This is a genomic window from Eubacterium sp. 1001713B170207_170306_E7, from assembly GCF_015547515.1.
Lineage (GTDB): Bacteria > Bacillota > Clostridia > Eubacteriales > Eubacteriaceae > Eubacterium.
Genome location: NZ_JADMVE010000003.1, coordinates 512,642 through 533,323 on the forward strand (window position 1 = coordinate 512,642; position 20,682 = coordinate 533,323).

The window sequence follows — 20,682 nt, forward strand, 5'->3', positions numbered from 1 at the left end:
TGGTGACTCGATAAATGCAAAATTCTATGCAACCGATGGAACGCCGTGTGCGGGGAAACTCGCTTGCACGGTGTGGAGTGGGGGAAAAGTTGGCGATGACATCAAAGACTTACCTATCACTATAAATCAGAGCCTATACGGAGAGCATGTTCTTCGGGCTTTCGCTGCGCCAGTTCGTGTTTTCCGTGCTGGCCTGTGGCGTGGCCGTCGGCCTGTATTTTTTACTCAAGCCTTACTTTGGCGTGGAAACCCTGTCCTGGATGTGTATCCTCGGGGCCGCGCCCTTTGGGGCTCTGGGCTTCATCCGCTATCATGGCATGAGTGCTGAGAAATTCATCTGGGTGTGGATTAAATCCGAGCTTCTGATGCCAAAAGAGATCGTCTTTAAAGCGGAGAATCTGTATTACGAAATGCTGACCCACCCCATGAAGGTCAAAAAAGAAAAACGAAGCAAAAAATCAAAAAGAAAGGACGAAATGAATGCTCAAAACGCTTAGAAACGCGAACACACTGGAAAAGGAAAAATTGAAAATCCCCAAAAGGGCACAGGAAGCCATTCCCATCAAGGTCATTTATCCGGATGGGATTTTTTTAGTCCGGAAAAATGTCTACAGCAAGACCTTTAAGTTTACGGACATCAATTACGCTGTGGCTTCCCGGGAGGATAAGGAGGCGCTGTTTTTAGAATACAGTGAGCTTTTAAACAGTCTGGACAGCGGCGCCACCACCAAGCTGACCATCAACAACCACCGGCTGAACAAATCGGCCTTTGAAAAAAGCATCCTGATTCCTCTGGAGGAGGATGGCCTGGATATTTACCGGAAGGAGTATAACCAGATGCTACTGGACAAGGCTACCAGTACCAACAGCATGCTCCAGGAAAAGTATGTGACCATCTCGGTTTCCAGGAAAAAATATCAGGAAGCCAGAACCTATTTCACCCGGGTGGGCACCGAGCTCATGGCCCACTTTTCCCGGCTCGGCTCCCGGTGCACAGAAATGGACATGGAGGAGCGTCTGCGGGTGCTCCACGATTTTTACCGTACCGGCGAAGAGGATGCCTTTTACTTTGACCTGAAGCAGACCATGCAGAAGGGCCACGATTTTCGAGATTACATCTGCCCGGACGCCATGACCTTTCATTCAGACTATTTTACCATGGGCGGCCGATTTGGACGGGTACTTTATCTGAAGGAGTACGCGTCCTTTATCAAGGACAGTATGATCAATGAGCTCACCGATCTGGACCGGAACCTGATGCTCTCCATTGAGATCATTCCCATGCCCACCGATGAAGCCGTGCGGGAAGTGGAAAACCGGCTGCTCGGAGTGGAGACAAATATTACGAATTGGCAGCGAAAACAGAACGAAAATAACAACTTCAGCGCCGTCGTGCCCTATGATATGGAGCAGCAGCGCAAGGAAGCCAAGGAGTTTTTAGATGACCTGACCACCCGGGATCAGCGCATGATGTTTGGCTTATTAACGTTAGTCCACACCGCCGATACCCGGGAGGCTCTGGAAGCGGATACCGAGGCCCTGCTCACCACGGCCCGGAAAAATCTCTGCCAGTTCGCCATTGCAAGGTTCCAGCAGCTCGACGCCCTGAACACCGTGCTGCCCATTGGTCACCGGCGACTGGACGCTGTGCGGACCCTGACCACCGAAAGCATGGCGGTGCTCATGCCCTTCCGGGTCCAGGAGATCATGGATGAGCAGGGGATTTACTTTGGCGAAAATGCCATCAGCCACAACCTGATCCTATGTAACAAAGCCAATCTGCTCAACCAATCCGCTTTTCTTCTGGGCGTTCCCGGCAGTGGGAAAAGCTTCAGTGCCAAAGAGCTGATTGTGTTTCTGGCCCTGGCCACAACGGATGACATTCTCGTCTGTGATCCCGAGCGCGAGTACGTTTCCCTGATCAACGCGTTAGGGGGTGAATCCATCCGAATCGCCGCTGGAAGCGAGGACCACGTTAACGCCATGGACATGGTGGAAGGCTATGGAGAAAATAATAATCCCGTCATTGATAAATCCGAGTTTGTGCTGTCTTTGTTCGAGCAGCTCGATAAAGATGGCCTGGGACCAAAGGAAAAGTCCATCATTGACCGCTGCGTGGCCTATGTTTACTCGGATTACCAACGGGGCGGCAAGATCCCGACACTGTGTGTTCTCAGAGATAAGCTGATGGAGCAGCCCGAACCCGAGGCCCAGGACCTGGCGCTGGAGCTTGAACTGTTCACGGATGGCAGTCTGAACGCCTTTTCCCATGAAACCAACGTGGACACGCAGAACCGGATCGTGGTGTACGACATCATGGATCTGGGGCGACAGCTCAAAACCATGGGACTTTTGGTTATTACCGACGCCATGTTAAACCGGGTGACGGATAACTGGCGAAAAGGCAAGCGGACACACATCTTTATTGATGAGTTCCATGTTCTTTTTGAGAATGAATACTCGGCGGCTTTCTTCAACTCGGCCTGGCGGCGTTTCCGAAAGCGGGATGCGTTCCCCACGGCCATCACCCAGAACGTGGAATACCTTCTGGATTCGGTGTCGGCCAGCACTATGCTCTCGAACTCTGAGTTTATTGTGATGCTGAATCAGGCCCCTTCCGACCGGCAAAAGCTGGGCAATCTTTTAAATATCTCTCATGAACAGATGAGCTACATCACCAACGCTGACGCCGGGTGTGGTCTGATCAAATACGGGAGCGCCCTCGTGCCTTTCATCAATCGGTTTCCGAAAAAGACGAAGCTATACAAATTGATGTCCACCAAGCCTGGAGAAGAAAGGTTATAGCGTGTGGACGGCCTTACGCCAAAGGAGGTGAGGGACCATCAGCAAGGCGATTAAAACCCGGGAAGTCCGAAAGGACATCAAATTTCTGAATAAGGCAAAAGCCGCCACGTATCATGTAAAAGAAAATACCATCCGCACGAAAAATGCCCTGGAGAAGGTTGGTGAGCGGTCTGAACGCGCACCGAATGAGTACGCACAAAATCAGGTCATGGACAAGGGAAGCCGAACCGTCAAGAAAACGGTGGAATCGGTCCAGAGAAAGGGAGACCGGCTTGTGCATTATGGCATGGATCGATACCAGGCCGGAAAGCAGGCAAAGAAAGCTGCGGCAGAAGCCGCTGAAAAAGCTGCAAGGGAAGCGGCTGGAGTGGGCGGCGAAGCCGTTTCTGAAGCTGGAAAGCAAGTGCCCATCAAAACCCGTGAAGCCATGAACGCCATGGAGAAAAACGCGCAAAAAGGCCTCAATAAGCCCGTGAAACCGGCCGATGGGAAAATCATTAAGCAGTCCTTTTATTCTTCTGCTAAAAGCCAACGCGCGACGAAAACGGTGTTCCAGAAGCACACAAAACGTGCCATTAAAACCTCTGAGAAAACCGGAAAGCTGAGCATCAAAACGGGCGAGGAAGCGACCCGGCTGACCAAAGGCAGCATACGGACCATGAAGCCCGGCATTAAAACGGGCCGGGCGGCGGCTCAGGCGAATGCAAAGGCCACGAAAGCCACAGCCAAAGCCTCTGCCCGGGCAAGCAAGGCTGCGTCCAAAGCAGCGGTAAAGGCATCAGCCCGGGCGGCGCAGCAGTCCGCCAAAATGGCCGCCAAAGTCTCGGAAACCACCGCAAAAATGAGTATCCAGGCAGCAAAGCTGGCAGTCAAGACGACCATGACTGCGGCTAAAGCCCTGGCGGCAGCTGGGAAAGCCTTCGCCTCTGCTTTGGCTTCCGGCGGCTCCGTGGTGGTTTTAATCATTATGGTGGTTATTCTGTTTGGTGGGACCCTGTGCCTCATCGGCGGGAGTAACGCCACAGCGGCCGAAGCCGTCAGTGAAGAAGTCCAGGCCTATACGCCGCTCATACAGAAGTATGCCGCCGCGCATGGTATCCCAGATTACGTTGAGCTGATTAAGGCCGTCATGATGCAGGAATCAGGCGGACGGGGCGGCGATCCCATGCAGTGCAGCGAGTGCGGCTATAATGATCAGTATTCCGGAGGCATTACCGATCCGGAATATTCCATCAACATCGGTATCCGGTACCTGTCGGACTGCTTGAACGCCGCGGGAGTCGCCAGCCCCATGGATCTGGAACACATCAAGCTGGCCTTACAGGGCTACAACTTTGGAGCCGGATACATCACCTGGGCGCTGGAAAAGGATGGCGGCTACACCCAGGCGAACGCGCAGGAGTTCGCCAATCTGCACGGCGGCAGCTATGGCGATGTAAGCTATGTGCCGAATGTGCTCCGATACTATCCCTTTGGCCGTATCCCAACCGGCGGGGGCAACAGCAGCATGGTGAACGTGGCAGCCAGCCAGATCGGCAATGTGGGCGGGGAGCCCTACTGGAGCTGGTACGGCTTCAGTTCCCGTGTCGAATGGTGCGCCTGTTTTGTCAGCTGGTGCGCCGATCAGTGCGGTTACATCGACGCCGGGATTATCCCCAAGTTTTCCTATGTGCCGGATGGGGTGGCCTATTTCCAGAGCAAAGGCCAGTGGCAGGACGGCAGCTACACGCCGAAAGCCGGGGATATTATTTTCTTTACCTGGGATGGCAGCGGCGGTTCCGATCATGTCGGGATTGTGGAAAGCGTCACCGATGGCACCGTCAATACTATCGAAGGAAATACCACGGACAGCTGTGCAAGACGAAGCTATGCACTGGGCAGTTACGTCATTCTGGGATATGGCTGCCCAGGCTATATGAATTAAAAGGAGAATTCAAAAATGAGTATTGGACAGAAAATAAGAATGGAAGCGAAGAAGCAGCACTTAAACTTTAAACAGCTCTTCATAAAGGCCGAGCTGTCCTACAACAGTCTTTATTCCATTATTAAGCGCGATAGTCAGGGGGTTCAGGCTGTGAGTCTTTATAAAATCGCCAAAGCTTTGAAGGTTCCGATGGAGAGCCTGGTGGACGAAGGTGCAGCGACAGGTGTATATAAAGAACCGCCAAAGCCTGAGAAAAAGAAGAAAAAAGCAAAGAAAAAGAAAAAATCTAAAAAAATCCAGCATTGAGGCAGGGCATTGCGTTGAGAAAAACGGGGAACTGGAGGTACTGGCCTTCGTGTTCCCCTTTCTTTGTGTGCGGAAAAATCGAATAATCCGGGGTTTTTAGGCTTTTGTTGATCCCCATTATCAAAATAACAAATATGTCTGGCCCAGCAGATGCAGAGAATGGGCCCGGCGGTGCGGTAGACCACTTGTGCCAATCCGTCGTCAATGGGGTGGAGAGCGCAGACCCATGTAAAACAAAAGCGGCTCGGGGGACTTCCTATGTTGTGCTGTGTGTTGCGCCATTGAATAAATGGTAAGCCTGGACGGGAATGGGCAAAAGAAACACGCGGGAAACCGCCTTGAAGTGGACCTGCTGAAAAGAGAATTTTTGATATTGCAGGCAAGAGATAGCTAATATCAAAAGTATGCTTTATTTTTTGATTTTTCCTGGAAACAGGCTATCTCTGCCCTGCGGATACAAAAGAAAAAATAGCAACAAATAATTGACCTGGATTTGCATAAATGCAGAGAAGCGGGCAAGATTTGTTGCTATTCTATATTCTATTCTTTTTTGTATCTGGGATTATTTCAAAATGGAGGAAAATAAATGGAATAGGCTGAATATTCAGTATTCGAACCTGAAATTAAATTGGCGCAATCTTAAAGTTGGAATTTTGAAACCATATTTATTCTTAAATAAAATCTTAAAGTTGAATTTTTTTAAAATCGTATGAAAGCGCATAGAAATACGGCCTTAACAGTAATAAAACAAATCGTTTCACAGAGTAGACACTTAGACATCACACAAACGTCAAATTGAAAAAGTATAATCGTCACAACTTAAAGGAGAATTGAAATCCTCGTTTAAGGAATGGTCGTGAGAATGCAGTCAAAGAAACAAAAGCACTGCATTTATCCTTTTACAGACTGGTCAAAAAGACTTAGTGATTGATGAATCGGTCAGGGGAAATGGTGCATCGACCGGAATCGTGAGCTGGTGATTGCGCATAATCCAGTTCAAAAATAATATAAGGAGAACGTTATTATGGATACAATGGTTGAAAAGACACAAAAATGGTTAAATGCAAACTACGCGCAATATGGAACGGATCGATTTCCCGAGGTTGCGGAAGATGGAGAAACAGGATGGGGCACAATTAACGGCTTGATCCGAGCTTTGCAGATTGAATTAGGGATTCAGGAAACGGCTGATAACTTTGGAGATGGAACAATCGCACGGTTTAATCAGCAATATCCGAATGGAATTTCAGAGCAGGCAGATTCGGATAAAAGCGAATCAAATGTTTACGGTATTATCCAAGGTGGTCTCTGGTGTAAAGGCTATAGTACCGGATCAAGTGAAATCACCAAGCATTTTTATTCTGGAACCGGATCAGGGATAAAGTCATTGAAAACAGATGCTGGTGTGTCCGCATCCAATTCAAAGGTCACTCTGAACGTCATGAAAGCATTGTTATCAATGGATCAGTTTGTAACACTTGTCGACTACGGTGGATCAGAGACAATCACAAAAATTCAGCGGATTTTAAATTCAAAGTATGAAAGCTACATTGGTTTATCTCCCTGCGATGGATTGTACGGAAGACAAATGAATGAATCGATGATCAAGGTTTTGCAGGCTATTGAAGGCTACAGCGTTGAAGACGCGACTGGTAATTTTGGGGATGGCACAAAGGCAAAACTTGTAAATATCCTTGTTCCAGGAAGTGGTAACTCAGAGGCGCTGTTGCTTGCACGTTATGCGCTATGTTGCAATGATTATACCATCAATTATACATCCACTTCGTGGGATTCCGAGATGGCGTCTCAGGTTACAACTTTTCAAAGCGATTTGGCACTCCCACAAACGGGAACTGTTGATGTCAATACATGGATGTCCCTGCTGCTAAGCAAAGGAAATACTGATCGAGCCTGTGATGCTTGTGATACCCGTTTTGAAATCACAGATTATCGAATGCAGCATTTAAATGCCAATGGGTACAGCATTGTTGGGCGATACCTGACGGGCGGTGATTTTAAGGAATTAAGAAAAGGAGAGGCACAGCGCATCATTGCGGCCGGAAAAAAGCTATTTCCAATCTTTCAGGAATCGGGCAGTGATAGTGAATACTTCAATACTACCAATGCAGCCTATGACGCAGAATCGGCTGTAGCGGCAGCAATGAACTATGGTATCAAGAGCCATCAAGGAATTGTCATCTATTTCGCCGTCGACTTTGACGCTCAGGATACCACCATTGAGAACGTTATTCAGCCATATTTTCAAAAATTAAAAAATACCATGGAGGATAAAACAAGGCTTAATAGTGCCTTTAAAATCGGTGTCTATGGTACACGCAATGTCTGTGAGCGTGTGATCAATATCGGATATGCCGATACAGCTTTTGTCAGCGATATGTCCACAGGGTATAGTGGCAACATGGGTTATAAAATCCCATCAGAGTGGACTTTTGACCAGTTTAGCGAATACACAGTCGATGACGACAGCGGCGAATGGGGAATGGATAAAGTCGCATTCAGCGGGTATACGCAGCCGATTAGCGGCGATCAGATATCAGATACACCTTTAGTATCCTACTGTGTTCAGACCATCCGCGACAATCGACAAAATATGTACCTGGAGGATATCTCAGGCGTTTCAAATGGACGCGATTTCCGAGTGCTGTCCAATGAAATATATTTAACCATTAGTTATTCTGGAGATATTACTCATGGAATGCCTCACGGAGTTGTGAATTTGATAGATACTAGTTCGTCAGAATCCCTTTATAGTTTAGATATTGGAAATGGACAGACAAACTCTTACACGATTCCAATAGCTTACGCTAATACAATGCACTTGAATTATACATCCAAAGTGGACGGGTATGGACTGGTCGACGGTTCCTTCACCACTTATTTAACTTCAAAATTATATGTTTAATAACACGAAAGACGAGATGGTTTCGGTCATCTCGTCCTTTTTCATGCCGCTTAAGGCGTTTAGCTTAATGGATAGCGCAAATAGAAATCAAACCCAAAACCACGGCCTTCATTTCTTCTAAAACCACCTCGATAAATTTCAGAGCCTTCATTATCGTCATCCTTATTCTCAATAATCGCCTGCACTTTTTCAAGCGTCATCTCCGGATAAACGGGTTTTAATAAATACAGAATGATTTCTTCCATGGCCGCTTGGTTATTGCCATCCGGCATATTTTGATGATAATCGACGTATACTCGAAAATAAATGGGATAATCTTTCTTAAGATTCTCTTTAAGACTCTCATCGTTATAAGTAGTCGAAAGATACACATCATTATAGCTACTTTTCTCAAGCTCACTCTTCACAAATTCATCTGGAAATTTGAATGTATAACTATTAGAACCCTCACCCAGCCGATCATGTTTAAAATCCGATTCATCCGACAGGTCAACCTGATAATACTGATTAAAATCCTGAATATAGCGATCCGGTGCGCTTGTTATCTGTTTTTTTCTACGATTCGCCTGCTCTGCCATATGTTGTGAATAATCACTGGAAATTTCATCCTGACGATTCAGGACATTGTGGTAATAGCGATAAATGGCATAAACAAAAATAACCGCGAAAATGATAGTAATGAACAAAAATGAAAAGATGAAAAACTTCACCATTGGTTTTCTGATTTTTACTTGCTTCACAGCTAATTCTCCATTCTATTTGATATTTTTCACTTTTTCATTCTCTATTTGTATTATATATCGTTTGAGAGGTAACTTACCTTAATCATTGATTGTATTTGTTATAGATTTAAACATTACGCTTAACAGTATTTAAAATAAAGAAGAAATTAAAAAAATGTTGTTTTATATTCTTAAAAAATGTGTATGAGTTTTGACACAGGCATCTCTTTAGCTTATACTAAAGGCACTCGATACTGGAAGGATAAAAGGATATGATCAATGCGCATGAATATAAAGGCTATAATCTAGATGTGTTTTACGCGGATGGCTTTGTCAATGGGGTCATTCAGCAAACGCGGGAAGAAATCCAAGGCTTGACGGTTGAAGAAATTCTTGAAAAATTTAAAAAGAAGGTCAACTAGAGCAGTTAATACAAGATCGTGAAAACGGTCTTTTTATTTATACGCTATAATCTTAATTTTAACAAGAGGAAGAAGCGGTATTTTTCGGATGTGTAAAGCATTGAATAAATTATAGAAGTGAACCCTTTTTGAGGGGAGCTTTCTCTATGTAATTTAAGCTGTGTATGGTTAATACTAACCTGCATAGCTTTTTTGTTTAACAAAAGTTTGCAGATTTAAGGGGGAGATATTTTTTATTCTCCCTCTTAAATCTGGAAACCGAGACAGAAATACATAGATTGAAATGAAGAGAGGGAGAACAGGTCTTGATGATTCAAAAAAATAAAATTATTATTCAATGCTCGATGTAAAGATTCACTCTGAAAATACATTATGGAAGTTATGAATATTGTTTGTGTAAGTAAAGCTTGCGTTTGTAAACGATGTATTGATTTTGCTTATAAAAATGATATACTATTTATAATCAAAAGAGGGGGAGGTTCCATTGAATACAAAGCTTTTATAATTTAATATATATAATTTAAGGAGGAAAAAATGAAAAATATTAAAAGAATCTGTGTTTCTATATTTTTAATCTTGTTTTTGGCAACACCTTCATTATGTTTCGCCCGGGAAAGTGGAATTCGAGAAAATAATAATGAACAGCCAAACTATATACAAGAAGAATTTTTAGTAGAGGCTGGAGAAACATTGACAATTCCAAATCCGAAACAATCTAGAATCTATATTGGTCCAGAAAGTATCACATTTGGATATGGTACTTGGATAGGTGGTCGACATGATTATGATGGAAGTAGAATGGGATTTGAAGTTCAAGCACGATATGCCGATGGTTCAACAGATGAGACTTCACGTCGAATAAGTTTTATGGAAGCAAGCTATGGGAGTGGAATTGAAAGAGCATATGGTTATTATTTAACTAATGACGTTAATAGAAAAGTGTGTGATAATATTGGTATTGATCAAAATAAATGGTATTATTTCCAATATTATAATGATTCATCAAAAGATATATACTTAGTATTGAGATCTTATAGTTGGTAAGCGTATATATTCAATTATAAAATAACGATCCACAGAAAAACATAGATGAATTAAAGTGAGATATTAAAACAGATTAACTGGATTTTTTAGGTGCTAAGCGATTGTTTAGCACCTTTTTTACATTTCATTTTTAATAGATAGTCGTTGTGATTATCAGTTTACCATTTGTCAAATTTTGGGACAAATGGAATATTTTATACATTATGTTTATAGATTAAAGAAAAGTTAAAGACTCTTTTCAGTTTTTACACTAAGCGACTACCAGAATTAATTCATTTTGGCAGATCATTTCGATCTGCTTTTTCCTCTCCTATTTGTGCTTCCTATGTGTCAATGTTTATTTTTTGAACAAAGGAATTATTCCTGTTTATCGAGAGATGTTCCAATATGTGAAAATTGTTCTATAATGATATTAATTCTGAGTAAATGAGAATGTGGCTAAAAATAAGGAATATAAGAGTTTATCTAAAGCTAATCATGATTGTAATTATATTAATATAAAACCAAAAGGAGTAGTATCATGAAAATTTCAAAGGAAATACGAATAAATGTTGGACAAAATCTGCAAAAAAAAGAAGTAGTCTCAAAATTACATTTTCTGATTTTTCAAAAATATTAAAAATTAGTGAAAATATTTTAAAGAGAATTGAAACTGGTGAGTATTATGAAATTACATTGAATCAAATCAAGTATATTTCTAAATGTTTAAATATATCTTTAGATGAAATATTATTTTTAAATAGCAGTAAAAAAAATTATAAAGAAGATGCAGATTCAGAGTTGTATCAACAGTATCTAAATTTAGAATATTCCGATAGAAGGAATAATATAAGTGATATAAAAAAAATACTTAATATAATTGAAAAAGAAATATTGGGAAGACAGTTGAAACCACAATTATATCTTTCTAAAGATGAATATGAACTGATTAATTATTACAATATGATTGAAAATCAATTAACAAAATGGCAGATTATTGGTAAATTGATCGAAACAGGAAAAAAGGAAAATAAAAATAGTAACAATATAGTATTTATTGATTTTCATAGCAGAAAAAAGCTTTAAAAACGTCTTAATACAGCTTTTGAAAAATGTATTAGAGTAATGTAAAATAAATTTGATCATCTAAAATTTGGAGGAATAACAATGAATATCATTATATGTGACGATGATAAATCTGTTCCTGGATTTTTAATTCCATACATTAAGAGTATAGAAGATCACTATTCTGATATAGATACTTTTTATTTTAATAATGGAAAAGATTTAATCGAATGGTCAAAAAAGAATTCATCTAAAATTGATATCTTATTTATTGATATTGAAATGCCAACAATGGATGGCTTAGAGACGGTCAAGTTATTAAGAGCAATGGGTGAAGACTGCATTGTTATTTATATCTCTTGTCACAAAGAGTATGTATTCGATACGCTTCATTATGAAATATTTAATTATTTAGTAAAGCCCTTAAATAGCGAGATTTTAATAAATTGTCTGAATGCGGCAATTGAAAAATATAAGAAGAATCATTTTATACATGAAGTATACTGTGACGGAAATCATTATTTTTTTCATTTAGATGATATCTATTATATCGAATCTTTCAGAAGGCAAGTGACCTATTATACTAAAACAGGAGAATATACAGTATTTGATCAAATTTCTAAGTTAGAAAAGATTTTTGAGCCATATGGTTTTTTAAGATCTCATAAAAGCTACCTTATTAATATGTCAAAAGTGATTCGCTATAAAGATTGTACGTTTTATTTAGTAGGAGGTGGAACGGCAATGATCAGTAATCGGCAACGTTCAGATATTTTAAAAAAGTATTATGAATACGTTAAAAAAAGAATTTTTTAGGATAGGGTTTTGACACAATAGATATATTCATTACAAAAAACATTGCGTTTGTGCGGGTTGTGAAAGCTGTGTAAAGATAAGTGGCTAATAAAATAGTTTAAACAGAGGATGAACAAAAATGAACAAAAAGTTAATAAAAAACAGAAAAATTTTAATAATAGTCATACCTATAGTAATCGTAATTGCGATAATAACGAGCTATAGCATTTTCAATACAATGAACAGTCCTGAGAAGGTTTTAAACAAATATATTGAAGCTGTAAACCAACGTGATTATGAACGAATGTATGCCTTGACGAGTGACAAAGAAAAAAATGAAGAGCATAAGGCCAAATTTATCGAAAAAAACAAAAATATTTATGAAGGGATTAACGGTCAAAACATGGCTGTTAAGGAGATTCGCAGTATTCAAAAGGTAAAATCAAATTATCAGATTATTGATTATGGCTTTACAATGGATACACTTGCCGGACCAATCACCGAGTGGGGTGTTGTGAGATTCCAAAAGAATGGTATTTTTAAGCCGTACCAAATTGTTTGGGAGCCCTCTGTTATTTTACCAGAATTACAGAAAGACGGAACAATTAGCGTCACGGAGGAGCCAGCGGAGAGAGGCAATATAGAAGATAGAAATGGGAATCTTTTAGCGACCACTGGTGTGGCTTCTTCGATTGGGCTGGTGCCTGGAAAGGTGAACGCTGAAACGAGAGAAGCAGATTTTGCGAAACTGGCAGGACTTTTGAGCATTTCGATCGATGAAATTCAAACGGCCTTATCGGCAGAGTGGGTTACGGATGATACTTTTGTTCCTGTTAAAACCATTGCGGGCGGCAATACCGTCCTCGAAACGGAACTTTTGGAGATATCAGGGGTAATGATTAATGATGAAAGTGTACGTTTTTATCCTTATGGCGAAAAAACGTCCCACCTGACAGGTTATATTCAGGGAATCAGTGCGGAGGAATTGGCAGAAAAAAAGGATGAAGGCTATACAGAAAACAGCATGATTGGCAAAAGTGGGCTGGAAAGGCTTTATGATGAACGCTTGCGCGGAGAGGATGGTGTCACAATTACAGTAAATCAAATCTATCCTGAATCGAATGTGATAGCAGAGGAAGTCATAAAAAGTAAAGAGCCTATGCGAGGAAAAGATGTCAAAACAACGATTGATGTTAACCTTCAAAACACCTTGTACGACCAATTTGCCGCAGATAAAAGTTGTTCGGTTGCGATGAACCCCAAAACAGGGGAGGTACTGGCTCTTGTGAGTACACCAACCTACGATGCCAATGCCTTTATTTTAGGACTCAGCGACGAGCAGTGGAATGGGCTGAATACTGATCCTGCCAATCCGTTGATCAGCCGCTTTGAGTCCACTTATGTGCCGGGATCATCTTTCAAACCAATAACAGCCGCCGCAGGTCTTGAAACCGGGGCTTTTACCGCAGATGAGGACTTTGGGCCAAGCGGATTAGTCTGGCAGCAGGACAGCAGTTGGGGGGATTTTAACATCACGACACTGGAAGAATATAGCGGGCCTTCGAATCTGGAAAATGCGCTGGTTCATTCAGATAATATTTATTTTGCCAAAGCCGCTTTAAAAATCGGCGGGGATCGTTTTGCCGATACGCTGAAAAAATTAGGCTTCGGCGAGACCATTCCCTTTGATTTGGATATGTCCACGTCCCAGATATCAGAAAACGGCGGTTTTGACAATGAAGCCCAGCTGGCGGCCAGTGGCTTTGGACAGGGACAGATTTTAGTCAATCCGCTGCATATGGCGTCCATTTATTCGTCTTTTACAAATGATGGCAGTATGATAAAGCCCTCTATTGAATACAAAGAAAATATACAGCCAGAGTATTGGAAGGAGCAAGTTATCTCAAAAGATATCAGCGACATCATCCGCAACGACCTGATCCAGGTAGTGGAAAATCCGGCAGGCACCGGACACGAGGCCAGGATAGAGGGGGTGAGCATCGCTGGAAAAACAGGCACAGCCGAAATCAAGGCATCCCAGGATGACGTCACTGGTACAGAACTGGGATGGTTCAATGCCTTTATTGCAGACCCGGCCAGCAGTCAGCAGCTGATGGTGGTCAGTATGGTTGAAGATGTGAAGGATCGTGGCGGCAGCCATTATATCGTGCCCAAGATAAAGGAGGTATTCCAATCGCTCATTTCGTAATCGAGACAACCGACCTTTAACCAAAGCGTGTTTGAATACTTGATTTTGTCCATCAAACAAAATATAATTGATTATAGTTTGATAATATAAAAAATGTGAGGAAAATCATGTATCAAAGAATATTGGCTTTGCTTCAGCAAAACAGATTATCAGCTCGTAAGTTAGAAATGCAGCTGAAGTTTGCAAAAGGAACAATCGGACGAATGAAGGATCACTCACCTTCAATTGAAAAGGTAGCTAAAGTAGCAGCTTATTTTAATGTAACAATGGAATACTTGTATTACGGTACCGATATTTTGACAGAGAAAGACCCGATGATAAGAAAAAATAAAGAAGATACTCTTGCCATTTTGGATTCTTTTACAGATATCAGAGAGCAATCTATATTCGTTGGAAGAATTAGTGTTATTGCTGAACAAATGTTAAGTGAAAATAGCTATGAAAATGTTAATTAATAATTTATTCATATTTTCAGGTCAATTGATGTGTTGAAGCTTGAGAATTCACTATTTAATCTAGATTGGAAAACTATTTTTTCAATTTAGTTAGAATATTTTGTTTAAGTTAAATTTTTTGTAGCTTTTATGGCAATTAAAATAAGTTTATTCTTTTTAGCAAATAGTGTGTTCAATTCTATAATGTGGTTGCGGTTTAAAATATTCTCTAAAAGTCTTGTTATGTTCTTGACTAAACTTTTCTTGAGAGTGGGAACTTTGAGGTGCTGTGGTTTGTTCAGAAAACACTATTTAAAACATAGATTAAGATGTATAATTTAAAAATAAACCCGGATTTTCTGAGGGAGTAAATTTAGTTGGAAAATAAATTATTATATAGAATCGTTTTATCAACGGATAAAAAAGAAAGAAAAAATTTTTCAAAATCGATGTTTTGGAGCGGCTTTTCCTATCGAACGGGTAAACAAAAAGATAAATTAAGAAGAATAATGAAATATTTTTCTGTTTTCAGTCCAATATATTTCGTATTGTTCATCATTATTGTTATTTTAGGAAGTTTTCAATGGTGGATGATAATTGGACTCATTATCATGTCATGCGGTTTGATTTTTACTTTAGTTATTCCGTGTGGTGATTATTATATTGATGAATATAAATCTAAATTTTCACGCAAAAAGGGAGTTCTACGTGAATCTTTTGATTATATTGACTTTTATGATGACCATATGAGCTATAATGGTTTAAGCTATACTAGATTAAACAAAGAAAAGGTAGGGTTTAAAGGCCTTAAATTTAAGGAAACCAACAACAGTTTTTATTTAGTTTTTGTTTTAAATGAAAATAAAAAAGCAAAACTTGAGGGATTCTTTTTATTGAAATATCAGGATATTGAGAAAAGCGGTGTGGATATTGATAGCTTTCGTGACTTTTTATATGAGAAAGCCAATACTTCTGATGAGTGAAACATTGGCTTTTTTATTGATAATTTATTTTACGAACAGGCCTCCAAGGAATATGAAAAAGATAATGACGTTTCTACAAATTACAGATCAGGTGCTGTCAATATAACTATGTCGATTACATCGGTTAAACTTACAATAGCCAAAATAGTGATAGAAACTACTACCGTATTTTGAGAGGAGATAAGCTTAGATGGACGATAAGTTATTATATAGAATCGTTTTATCAACAAATAAAAGGGAAAGAAAACACTTTTCAGAAGCCATGTTTTGGGGAGATATGGCTTATCGAACTGCCAAAGAGAAACGGAAATTAAAAATGGGCATAAAATATATCTTCATCGTTACCCCTATATTCTTTATATTATTTCCGATTCTTGTTTTTACCAATAGTATTCAATGGCTGAACCTAATTATGCTTGGTTTCGTGTTATATTGTCTGTTTCTTGCCTTGCTGGTTCCATGCGGCGATTACTATCTGATAGAATTTAAATCCAAAGTTGGACGCAAAAAAGGTCTCATTGATGAACCCTTTGATTATATTGACTTTTATGGTGGATATATAAGATATAATGGATTAGATAAAACGGGATATGAAGGTTTTAACTTTAAAGAAATACGACATTGTTTCTATTTAAAATTTATTTTATATAAAAATAAAAAGACAAAACTTGAGGGATTCTTTTTATTAAAATATCAGGATATTGAGAAAAGCGGTGTTGATATTGATGTGTTTCGGGAATTTTTGTCTGAAAAAGCCATTGCTTTCGAAGAGTGAAGCATTGGATTTCGTTTTGAGATTGGTGTTGATTTCGATATGTGTGATATTCACCAAAACCATATCGGGTCGAAGATAGCTGGCCGCTTCTACTTCAAATATCGGTATTGATTACTTCCACGCCATTCCATTTCAAGTTACTTTTTTTAAACACATGAATTCTTCCTTTTTTTTGTGTATCAAAAAAGCCGAACTTTTAAAGCCGATTTTTTTGACAATCTGAATTTCTTATATTATAGTAAAAAAGTATTAATTAAAGAAAGTTTATGCTTGTTTAGTTTTATAATATATTTTGTAAAAATAATTTACTGAAAAGCAATCTGGTGATATGTCAAGAGGAAATTCAGAAGGATATTGAAGCGTTTAGTATAAAAAGGGCGCATATTAAATAGACCCATTGAAAAATGCGCTTTAAAAAGGGTTATTCGATTGAAATATCCAGCGATACGCCGGAGTACAGTTGGTTTTTGGCCAGCAATCCATAAACCAAACGAACGAATTTACGTGAAGTCAGCGCGAGTGCTCTTTTATGCTGATGTTTCGGAACTTCGATGTACTTTTTTCGATAGTACGCTCCGTATTCAGCATTGTGTGTCCTCATACTGTTGGCAGCTTCTCCGAGGTAGTATCTGAGATACCGGTTTCCGTCTTTGCTCATAGGATTATCCTCAGAAGTAAAATCACCGGAATCGTTGTGTTTCCAGTAAAGGCCTGCGTATTTAGCAAGAGCATCCGATGAATGGAAGGCAGATATATCGCCTATCTCAGCGATGATCCCGCCAGCAAAGACAGGACCGATTCCGTCGATGGATTGAAGGATAATAAAGGCATTTGGATTTAATCCTTTGATTTCGCGTTCGATAGCGACATCAATGGCTTTGATTTCATTCTTGAAGGTTTCGATGCAGTTAAATGAGCTGGCAATCGAAACATTGAGGGGCTCATATAAAGCCTTATCCAAGCGATAGGAGTCCCTTGCAGCTTTTTTAAGAAGAACGGCAGTCTTGCTTACATCTTTGATGCGGTTACGGCTCTTTTCAGCAAGGAAGGAGAGAAGTTGCTCTTCCGAGGCGCTTACGATCTCCTCCGGGGAAAGATATTCAGTAAGTACACTGGAAGAGGTTGCACCATATACATCGCAGAAAGGCTGCTCATCCTTATCAAGCATCTGAAGCTCACTGAACTTCAGGTACAGGTTAGAGACAAGATAGGCTTTCTCTCGAGTGATGCACTCAACAAGGTGCAGACGATGCCGTGTAAGACGTTTTAACGCTAAGAACTGACAGCCTCTCCAGGGCTCAGTCTCAATGCATCCGGCTCTTGCATAATCAGCAATAACGAACGCATCGATGGGATCCGTTTTACCAAGACCGATAAAGGACTTTTTGTAATTCGCCGTGGTCTTGGGGTTCAAAACAAAGACATACGTTTTGAATTTAAGAAGTGCCTCACAGGATGAGAGGGAGTTTGCCACATGGATGCTGTAAACGGAAGTCGATTCCAATGCAGCAACAACCGTATGAAGGTCAGGGTGTTCCTTTAAACACCCAAGAATCTTTTGTACCAACTCATCAGTCCCAGGCTGATTGTTAGCAAAGGAAGACTCAACATATTTATTTCTGTAAAAGTCCATAGTGCAAACGACATTGGACTTAGAACTGACGTCAATACCAACGTAAAGCGTAGATAATGGGTTAATCTTTAACATGATCTCACCACCTTTCCGACCATAGATTCCTGGAGCCTAATGACAAAGGCTTATCCTGGGATTCATATGCTGACCGAAACCTCGCGTAATGAGCATGCACCCCAGCAGCTCTTTTGCTGGTGCTTCGCCGGGGGATGAAACATCTGCGTAAGCGGCATATGACATATGAATCAGGCTGAACGCTTTCTCAAGCAGACACCGGAGTTCGGGCTGAAAGGAGACGAAGCAGTGCCTCTAGACATCAGACTCTGCTGATATCATACCACAGGATAACCCTGTAATGAATAACCAATATAGATGAGATGGAAAGGGATTATCCCAGGTGTCTCAGATCATCTATAAATCTATAGAAGGGATAAGTGCATAACCATCATTTCTATTGGTTATACACTTATTATACGAGGAGATTTACTATGGAATTATTATATATAAACGAACAGAGATTTACTGAAGAAGAAGCAAACGAGATCAGTATGAAATATTTAAAATTCCCGAACAGAGGCAAAAAAATTACTCTTTTTATAATATTTTTATTACTTGATTACTTATTATTTAAACAAATAGATCCGTTTACTCTGTCATTCTACTCTGTGCTCTTTTATTTCTGCCTGGTTTTCGGGGGGATAGGTTTAGTGTATCTCCTTTTTTCCAAATATATTAACTTTGTATTAGCCAAAAAAATAGCAGCTTCAAAAAGGAAAAAATGGAAAGAATCTGGATTTACCCCAAGAGGTAGAATCCTTTTTTATGAGGACTATATTATTAATGAATCCGTTCTCTTTAATGATTCTGAAGAAATTATCGAGATAAAAAACAAAAAGTATCAATATTCTGATATTACAAGTCTGCGTAATGAGGACGAAGGGAAGTTATGGATTGTTTATTTTGGATATTCTTTTTTTGTAATTCATAGAAGAGGCTTTATTCAAGGATCACCAGACGATTTTAAAAAATTTATCAACTCAAAAATTATGCTTAATAGGTTGAATTCTATAACTAAATAGGAAACAGTGAGAAAATTCTACTATAGAAAAACACGAAATGTATTTGCTGGCAGCGTAAAACTGCCAGTGAGTTAAACCCACTGGCAGAAATTTTTATTTTTTTAATTGTCTATTTAACGGGGATCGGTTCATCATTAAAGTGACAGCCCTTGTTTGTTACATAGCAGGTAAAGCCCAAACTTTGGTTAAAAATTCTTCAAAAGATGGAAGAAAAGTTGGTATACCGGCAATTAAACCTGGTCCAATAAGAGAAACGAGTAGAAGTAATCCGACAGTAACTAAAACAGCATATCCGTACTCATTCATTGTCGCCATTTCAGGCATTGCGCCTGCTGCGGGATTGGCCGTCATTTTAATCTCAAAATATACTGTTTCAGTATCCGTTGGACTTTTATGAACGATCTGTTCAACCAGGATACCAAATGACGGTAAGCCACCCTGTACATCAAAAGAGACTGTGACCGAACCTTTTCCAATTGTATTAGCAAGTTCGACCGAAGCGGATAAAAATCCATCATTACCAAACGCGAGCTTTGTATCCGAAGTAAAACCTTTGTAAATTTCTTGAGCGTGATCAAGTTCTAATTTGTCAAAAACACCATTCTCGATTTCAATGACTGATTTCTGTGCATCGGGTATATCTGCTAAATTTACAATTGGATTAAAGTTACCTTCAATCCCCATCTTATAAAGAACATTGAAATAAGTGGTAAAAATCGTATAGGTGTTATTCCATTCCCAGCCGATCGGTCTCAAATTAAAGGATACTAACATGCTTTCAGCCAGTTTTCGCACAAGATCACTTGAATCATAATTTGAAACACCCGCGTCTCTGCCTGATGCCGTAACTTTGTCGATATCCATTGCGCTGTAGTCACTGCCGATTGAAGTTTCATAGTATTGATCGAAAGCCCAGTTTTCCGGGATTCGCTGGCCAATGTTTCCTGAGAAGCCTGTTGACATATCTGCCACATAGCTCTTTTCTGCATAACCTGCATTTGAAATAGCAGTGCATGCATATCTAGGTCCATAAATACCAACTTTATAGCTTCCAATACTCGCTTTTACACCTCTAAAATATGGCACTACATTACTATTGACCTCAAAATCATATACATCAAAATCAACTGCAAAATAGATTACTGTTCCATTCGGCAAACCTAAATTTTCGGCAGCTTGTACCGCGTAAGCAGCATCTGCCCGGCCTTGAGCATAGTTAAAATATCCCGCTTCAGTTACATCATAATCACAGTTCAATATGTCTTTTCCTGAACGTTCAAAGATAGGGATATAATTTAATCCTGCAATTCTCATATTATTAAGTTCAGTTCTGGAAACAGACCAATAGCCTGTCAGATAACGACCCACGTAGTTAATCCCATTTGCCTTTAAATTAAGTGCACGTTCCAAAGTGATTCTATCAGTACAATCACAGGCATTGCAGCTGCGATCTATATTTCCCTTGCTGATCAGCAGAGCCGCCCAGGTTGACAATCCAACCCAGCCGTCGGCCTCCAGTGCCATGAGGCTCTGGAAATTGATCACAGCATTTTCAACACTGGTATCAAAAATACCATTAAAAGA

Annotated in this window: 17 protein-coding genes; 14 read left to right on the top strand and 3 right to left on the bottom strand. The window is 40.2% G+C overall.

The window, feature by feature from the left end; translation table 11 throughout:
• The first annotated feature begins 125 nt into the window (after nt 1-125).
• From I2B62_RS10440 to I2B62_RS10460, 5 genes are all read left to right on the top strand, one after another.
• Nucleotides 126-497 (top strand): PrgI family protein, encoded by a 372-nt coding sequence (locus tag I2B62_RS10440; protein WP_347707813.1) that lies wholly within the window; start codon nt 126-128, stop codon nt 495-497.
• Nucleotides 481-2,805, top strand: coding sequence for a VirB4-like conjugal transfer ATPase, CD1110 family (locus I2B62_RS10445; protein ID WP_195268897.1), 2,325 nt, complete (start codon nt 481-483; stop codon nt 2,803-2,805). The genes I2B62_RS10440 and I2B62_RS10445 overlap by 17 nt, the downstream gene beginning before the upstream one ends.
• Before the next feature lie 208 nt (nt 2,806-3,013).
• Nucleotides 3,014-4,729 (top strand): lysozyme family protein, encoded by a 1,716-nt coding sequence (locus tag I2B62_RS10450; RefSeq protein ID WP_243259479.1) that lies wholly within the window; start codon nt 3,014-3,016, stop codon nt 4,727-4,729.
• 15 nt (nt 4,730-4,744) lie between these two features.
• A complete protein-coding gene (locus tag I2B62_RS10455) occupies nt 4,745-5,035 on the top strand; it encodes a helix-turn-helix domain-containing protein (protein WP_195268898.1) in 291 nt (96 codons plus the stop codon).
• 1,024 nt (nt 5,036-6,059) lie between these two features.
• The gene (locus tag I2B62_RS10460) at nt 6,060-7,958 is read left to right on the top strand and encodes a glycoside hydrolase domain-containing protein (protein ID WP_195268899.1); all 1,899 of its coding nucleotides are present in this window, start codon (nt 6,060-6,062) and stop codon (nt 7,956-7,958) included.
• A gap of 59 nt (nt 7,959-8,017) precedes the next feature.
• On the opposite strand, the gene I2B62_RS10465 is transcribed toward I2B62_RS10460, so the two are convergent.
• Nucleotides 8,018-8,698, bottom strand: a complete 681-nt coding sequence (locus tag I2B62_RS10465; protein ID WP_195268900.1) for a hypothetical protein — start codon at nt 8,696-8,698, stop codon at nt 8,018-8,020.
• 254 nt (nt 8,699-8,952) lie between these two features.
• Between I2B62_RS10465 and I2B62_RS10470 the strand changes: the two genes are divergently transcribed.
• From I2B62_RS10470 to I2B62_RS10505, 8 genes are all read left to right on the top strand, one after another.
• The gene (locus I2B62_RS10470) at nt 8,953-9,102 is read left to right on the top strand and encodes a hypothetical protein (protein ID WP_195268901.1); all 150 of its coding nucleotides are present in this window, start codon (nt 8,953-8,955) and stop codon (nt 9,100-9,102) included.
• A 534-nt stretch (nt 9,103-9,636) separates the two neighbouring features.
• Nucleotides 9,637-10,146, top strand: coding sequence for a hypothetical protein (locus tag I2B62_RS10475; protein WP_195268902.1), 510 nt, complete (start codon nt 9,637-9,639; stop codon nt 10,144-10,146).
• A gap of 588 nt (nt 10,147-10,734) precedes the next feature.
• Nucleotides 10,735-11,211: a helix-turn-helix domain-containing protein gene (locus I2B62_RS10480; protein WP_195268943.1), complete on the top strand. Its 477-nt coding sequence runs from the start codon at nt 10,735-10,737 to the stop codon at nt 11,209-11,211.
• 81 nt (nt 11,212-11,292) lie between these two features.
• Entirely contained in the window at nt 11,293-12,006 is a 714-nt protein-coding gene (locus tag I2B62_RS10485; protein WP_195268903.1) for a LytTR family DNA-binding domain-containing protein, read from the top strand.
• 118 nt (nt 12,007-12,124) lie between these two features.
• The gene (locus I2B62_RS10490; protein ID WP_195268904.1) at nt 12,125-14,194 is read left to right on the top strand and encodes a penicillin-binding transpeptidase domain-containing protein; all 2,070 of its coding nucleotides are present in this window, start codon (nt 12,125-12,127) and stop codon (nt 14,192-14,194) included.
• A 107-nt stretch (nt 14,195-14,301) separates the two neighbouring features.
• Nucleotides 14,302-14,649, top strand: coding sequence for a helix-turn-helix transcriptional regulator (locus I2B62_RS10495; RefSeq protein WP_195268905.1), 348 nt, complete (start codon nt 14,302-14,304; stop codon nt 14,647-14,649).
• Nucleotides 14,650-15,005: 356 nt separating this feature from the next.
• Complete coding sequence (locus tag I2B62_RS10500) at nt 15,006-15,611, top strand: hypothetical protein (RefSeq protein WP_195268906.1); 606 nt, start codon at nt 15,006-15,008, stop codon at nt 15,609-15,611.
• A gap of 190 nt (nt 15,612-15,801) precedes the next feature.
• On the top strand, nt 15,802-16,386 hold the full coding sequence (locus tag I2B62_RS10505) for a hypothetical protein (protein WP_195268907.1): 585 nt from the start codon (nt 15,802-15,804) through the stop codon (nt 16,384-16,386).
• 421 nt (nt 16,387-16,807) lie between these two features.
• Here I2B62_RS10505 and I2B62_RS10510 read toward each other — a convergent pair whose 3' ends face one another.
• Nucleotides 16,808-18,094: an IS110 family transposase gene (locus I2B62_RS10510; protein ID WP_195268908.1), complete on the bottom strand. Its 1,287-nt coding sequence runs from the start codon at nt 18,092-18,094 to the stop codon at nt 16,808-16,810.
• Between the two features lie 413 nt (nt 18,095-18,507).
• Between I2B62_RS10510 and I2B62_RS10515 the strand changes: the two genes are divergently transcribed.
• Complete coding sequence (locus I2B62_RS10515; RefSeq protein WP_195268909.1) at nt 18,508-19,098, top strand: hypothetical protein; 591 nt, start codon at nt 18,508-18,510, stop codon at nt 19,096-19,098.
• A gap of 156 nt (nt 19,099-19,254) precedes the next feature.
• On the opposite strand, the gene I2B62_RS10520 is transcribed toward I2B62_RS10515, so the two are convergent.
• A partial coding sequence (locus I2B62_RS10520) for a glycoside hydrolase domain-containing protein (RefSeq protein WP_195268910.1) occupies nt 19,255-20,682 on the bottom strand: 1,428 nt, incomplete at its 5' end.

What these genes read in the sequence shown, in the direction of transcription:
- I2B62_RS10445 (WP_195268897.1), top strand. Translation starts at nt 481, where the DNA reads ATGCTCAAAACGCTTAGAAACGCGAACACACTGGAAAAGGAAAAATTG.
- I2B62_RS10450 (WP_243259479.1), top strand. Translation starts at nt 3,014, where the DNA reads ATGGACAAGGGAAGCCGAACCGTCAAGAAAACGGTGGAATCGGTCCAG.
- I2B62_RS10455 (WP_195268898.1), top strand. Translation starts at nt 4,745, where the DNA reads ATGAGTATTGGACAGAAAATAAGAATGGAAGCGAAGAAGCAGCACTTA.
- I2B62_RS10460 (WP_195268899.1), top strand. Translation starts at nt 6,060, where the DNA reads ATGGATACAATGGTTGAAAAGACACAAAAATGGTTAAATGCAAACTAC.
- I2B62_RS10470 (WP_195268901.1), top strand. Translation starts at nt 8,953, where the DNA reads ATGATCAATGCGCATGAATATAAAGGCTATAATCTAGATGTGTTTTAC.
- I2B62_RS10475 (WP_195268902.1), top strand. Translation starts at nt 9,637, where the DNA reads ATGAAAAATATTAAAAGAATCTGTGTTTCTATATTTTTAATCTTGTTT.
- I2B62_RS10485 (WP_195268903.1), top strand. Translation starts at nt 11,293, where the DNA reads ATGAATATCATTATATGTGACGATGATAAATCTGTTCCTGGATTTTTA.
- I2B62_RS10490 (WP_195268904.1), top strand. Translation starts at nt 12,125, where the DNA reads ATGAACAAAAAGTTAATAAAAAACAGAAAAATTTTAATAATAGTCATA.
- I2B62_RS10495 (WP_195268905.1), top strand. Translation starts at nt 14,302, where the DNA reads ATGTATCAAAGAATATTGGCTTTGCTTCAGCAAAACAGATTATCAGCT.
- I2B62_RS10505 (WP_195268907.1), top strand. Translation starts at nt 15,802, where the DNA reads ATGGACGATAAGTTATTATATAGAATCGTTTTATCAACAAATAAAAGG.
- I2B62_RS10510 (WP_195268908.1), bottom strand. Translation starts at nt 18,094, where the DNA reads ATGTTAAAGATTAACCCATTATCTACGCTTTACGTTGGTATTGACGTC.
- I2B62_RS10515 (WP_195268909.1), top strand. Translation starts at nt 18,508, where the DNA reads ATGGAATTATTATATATAAACGAACAGAGATTTACTGAAGAAGAAGCA.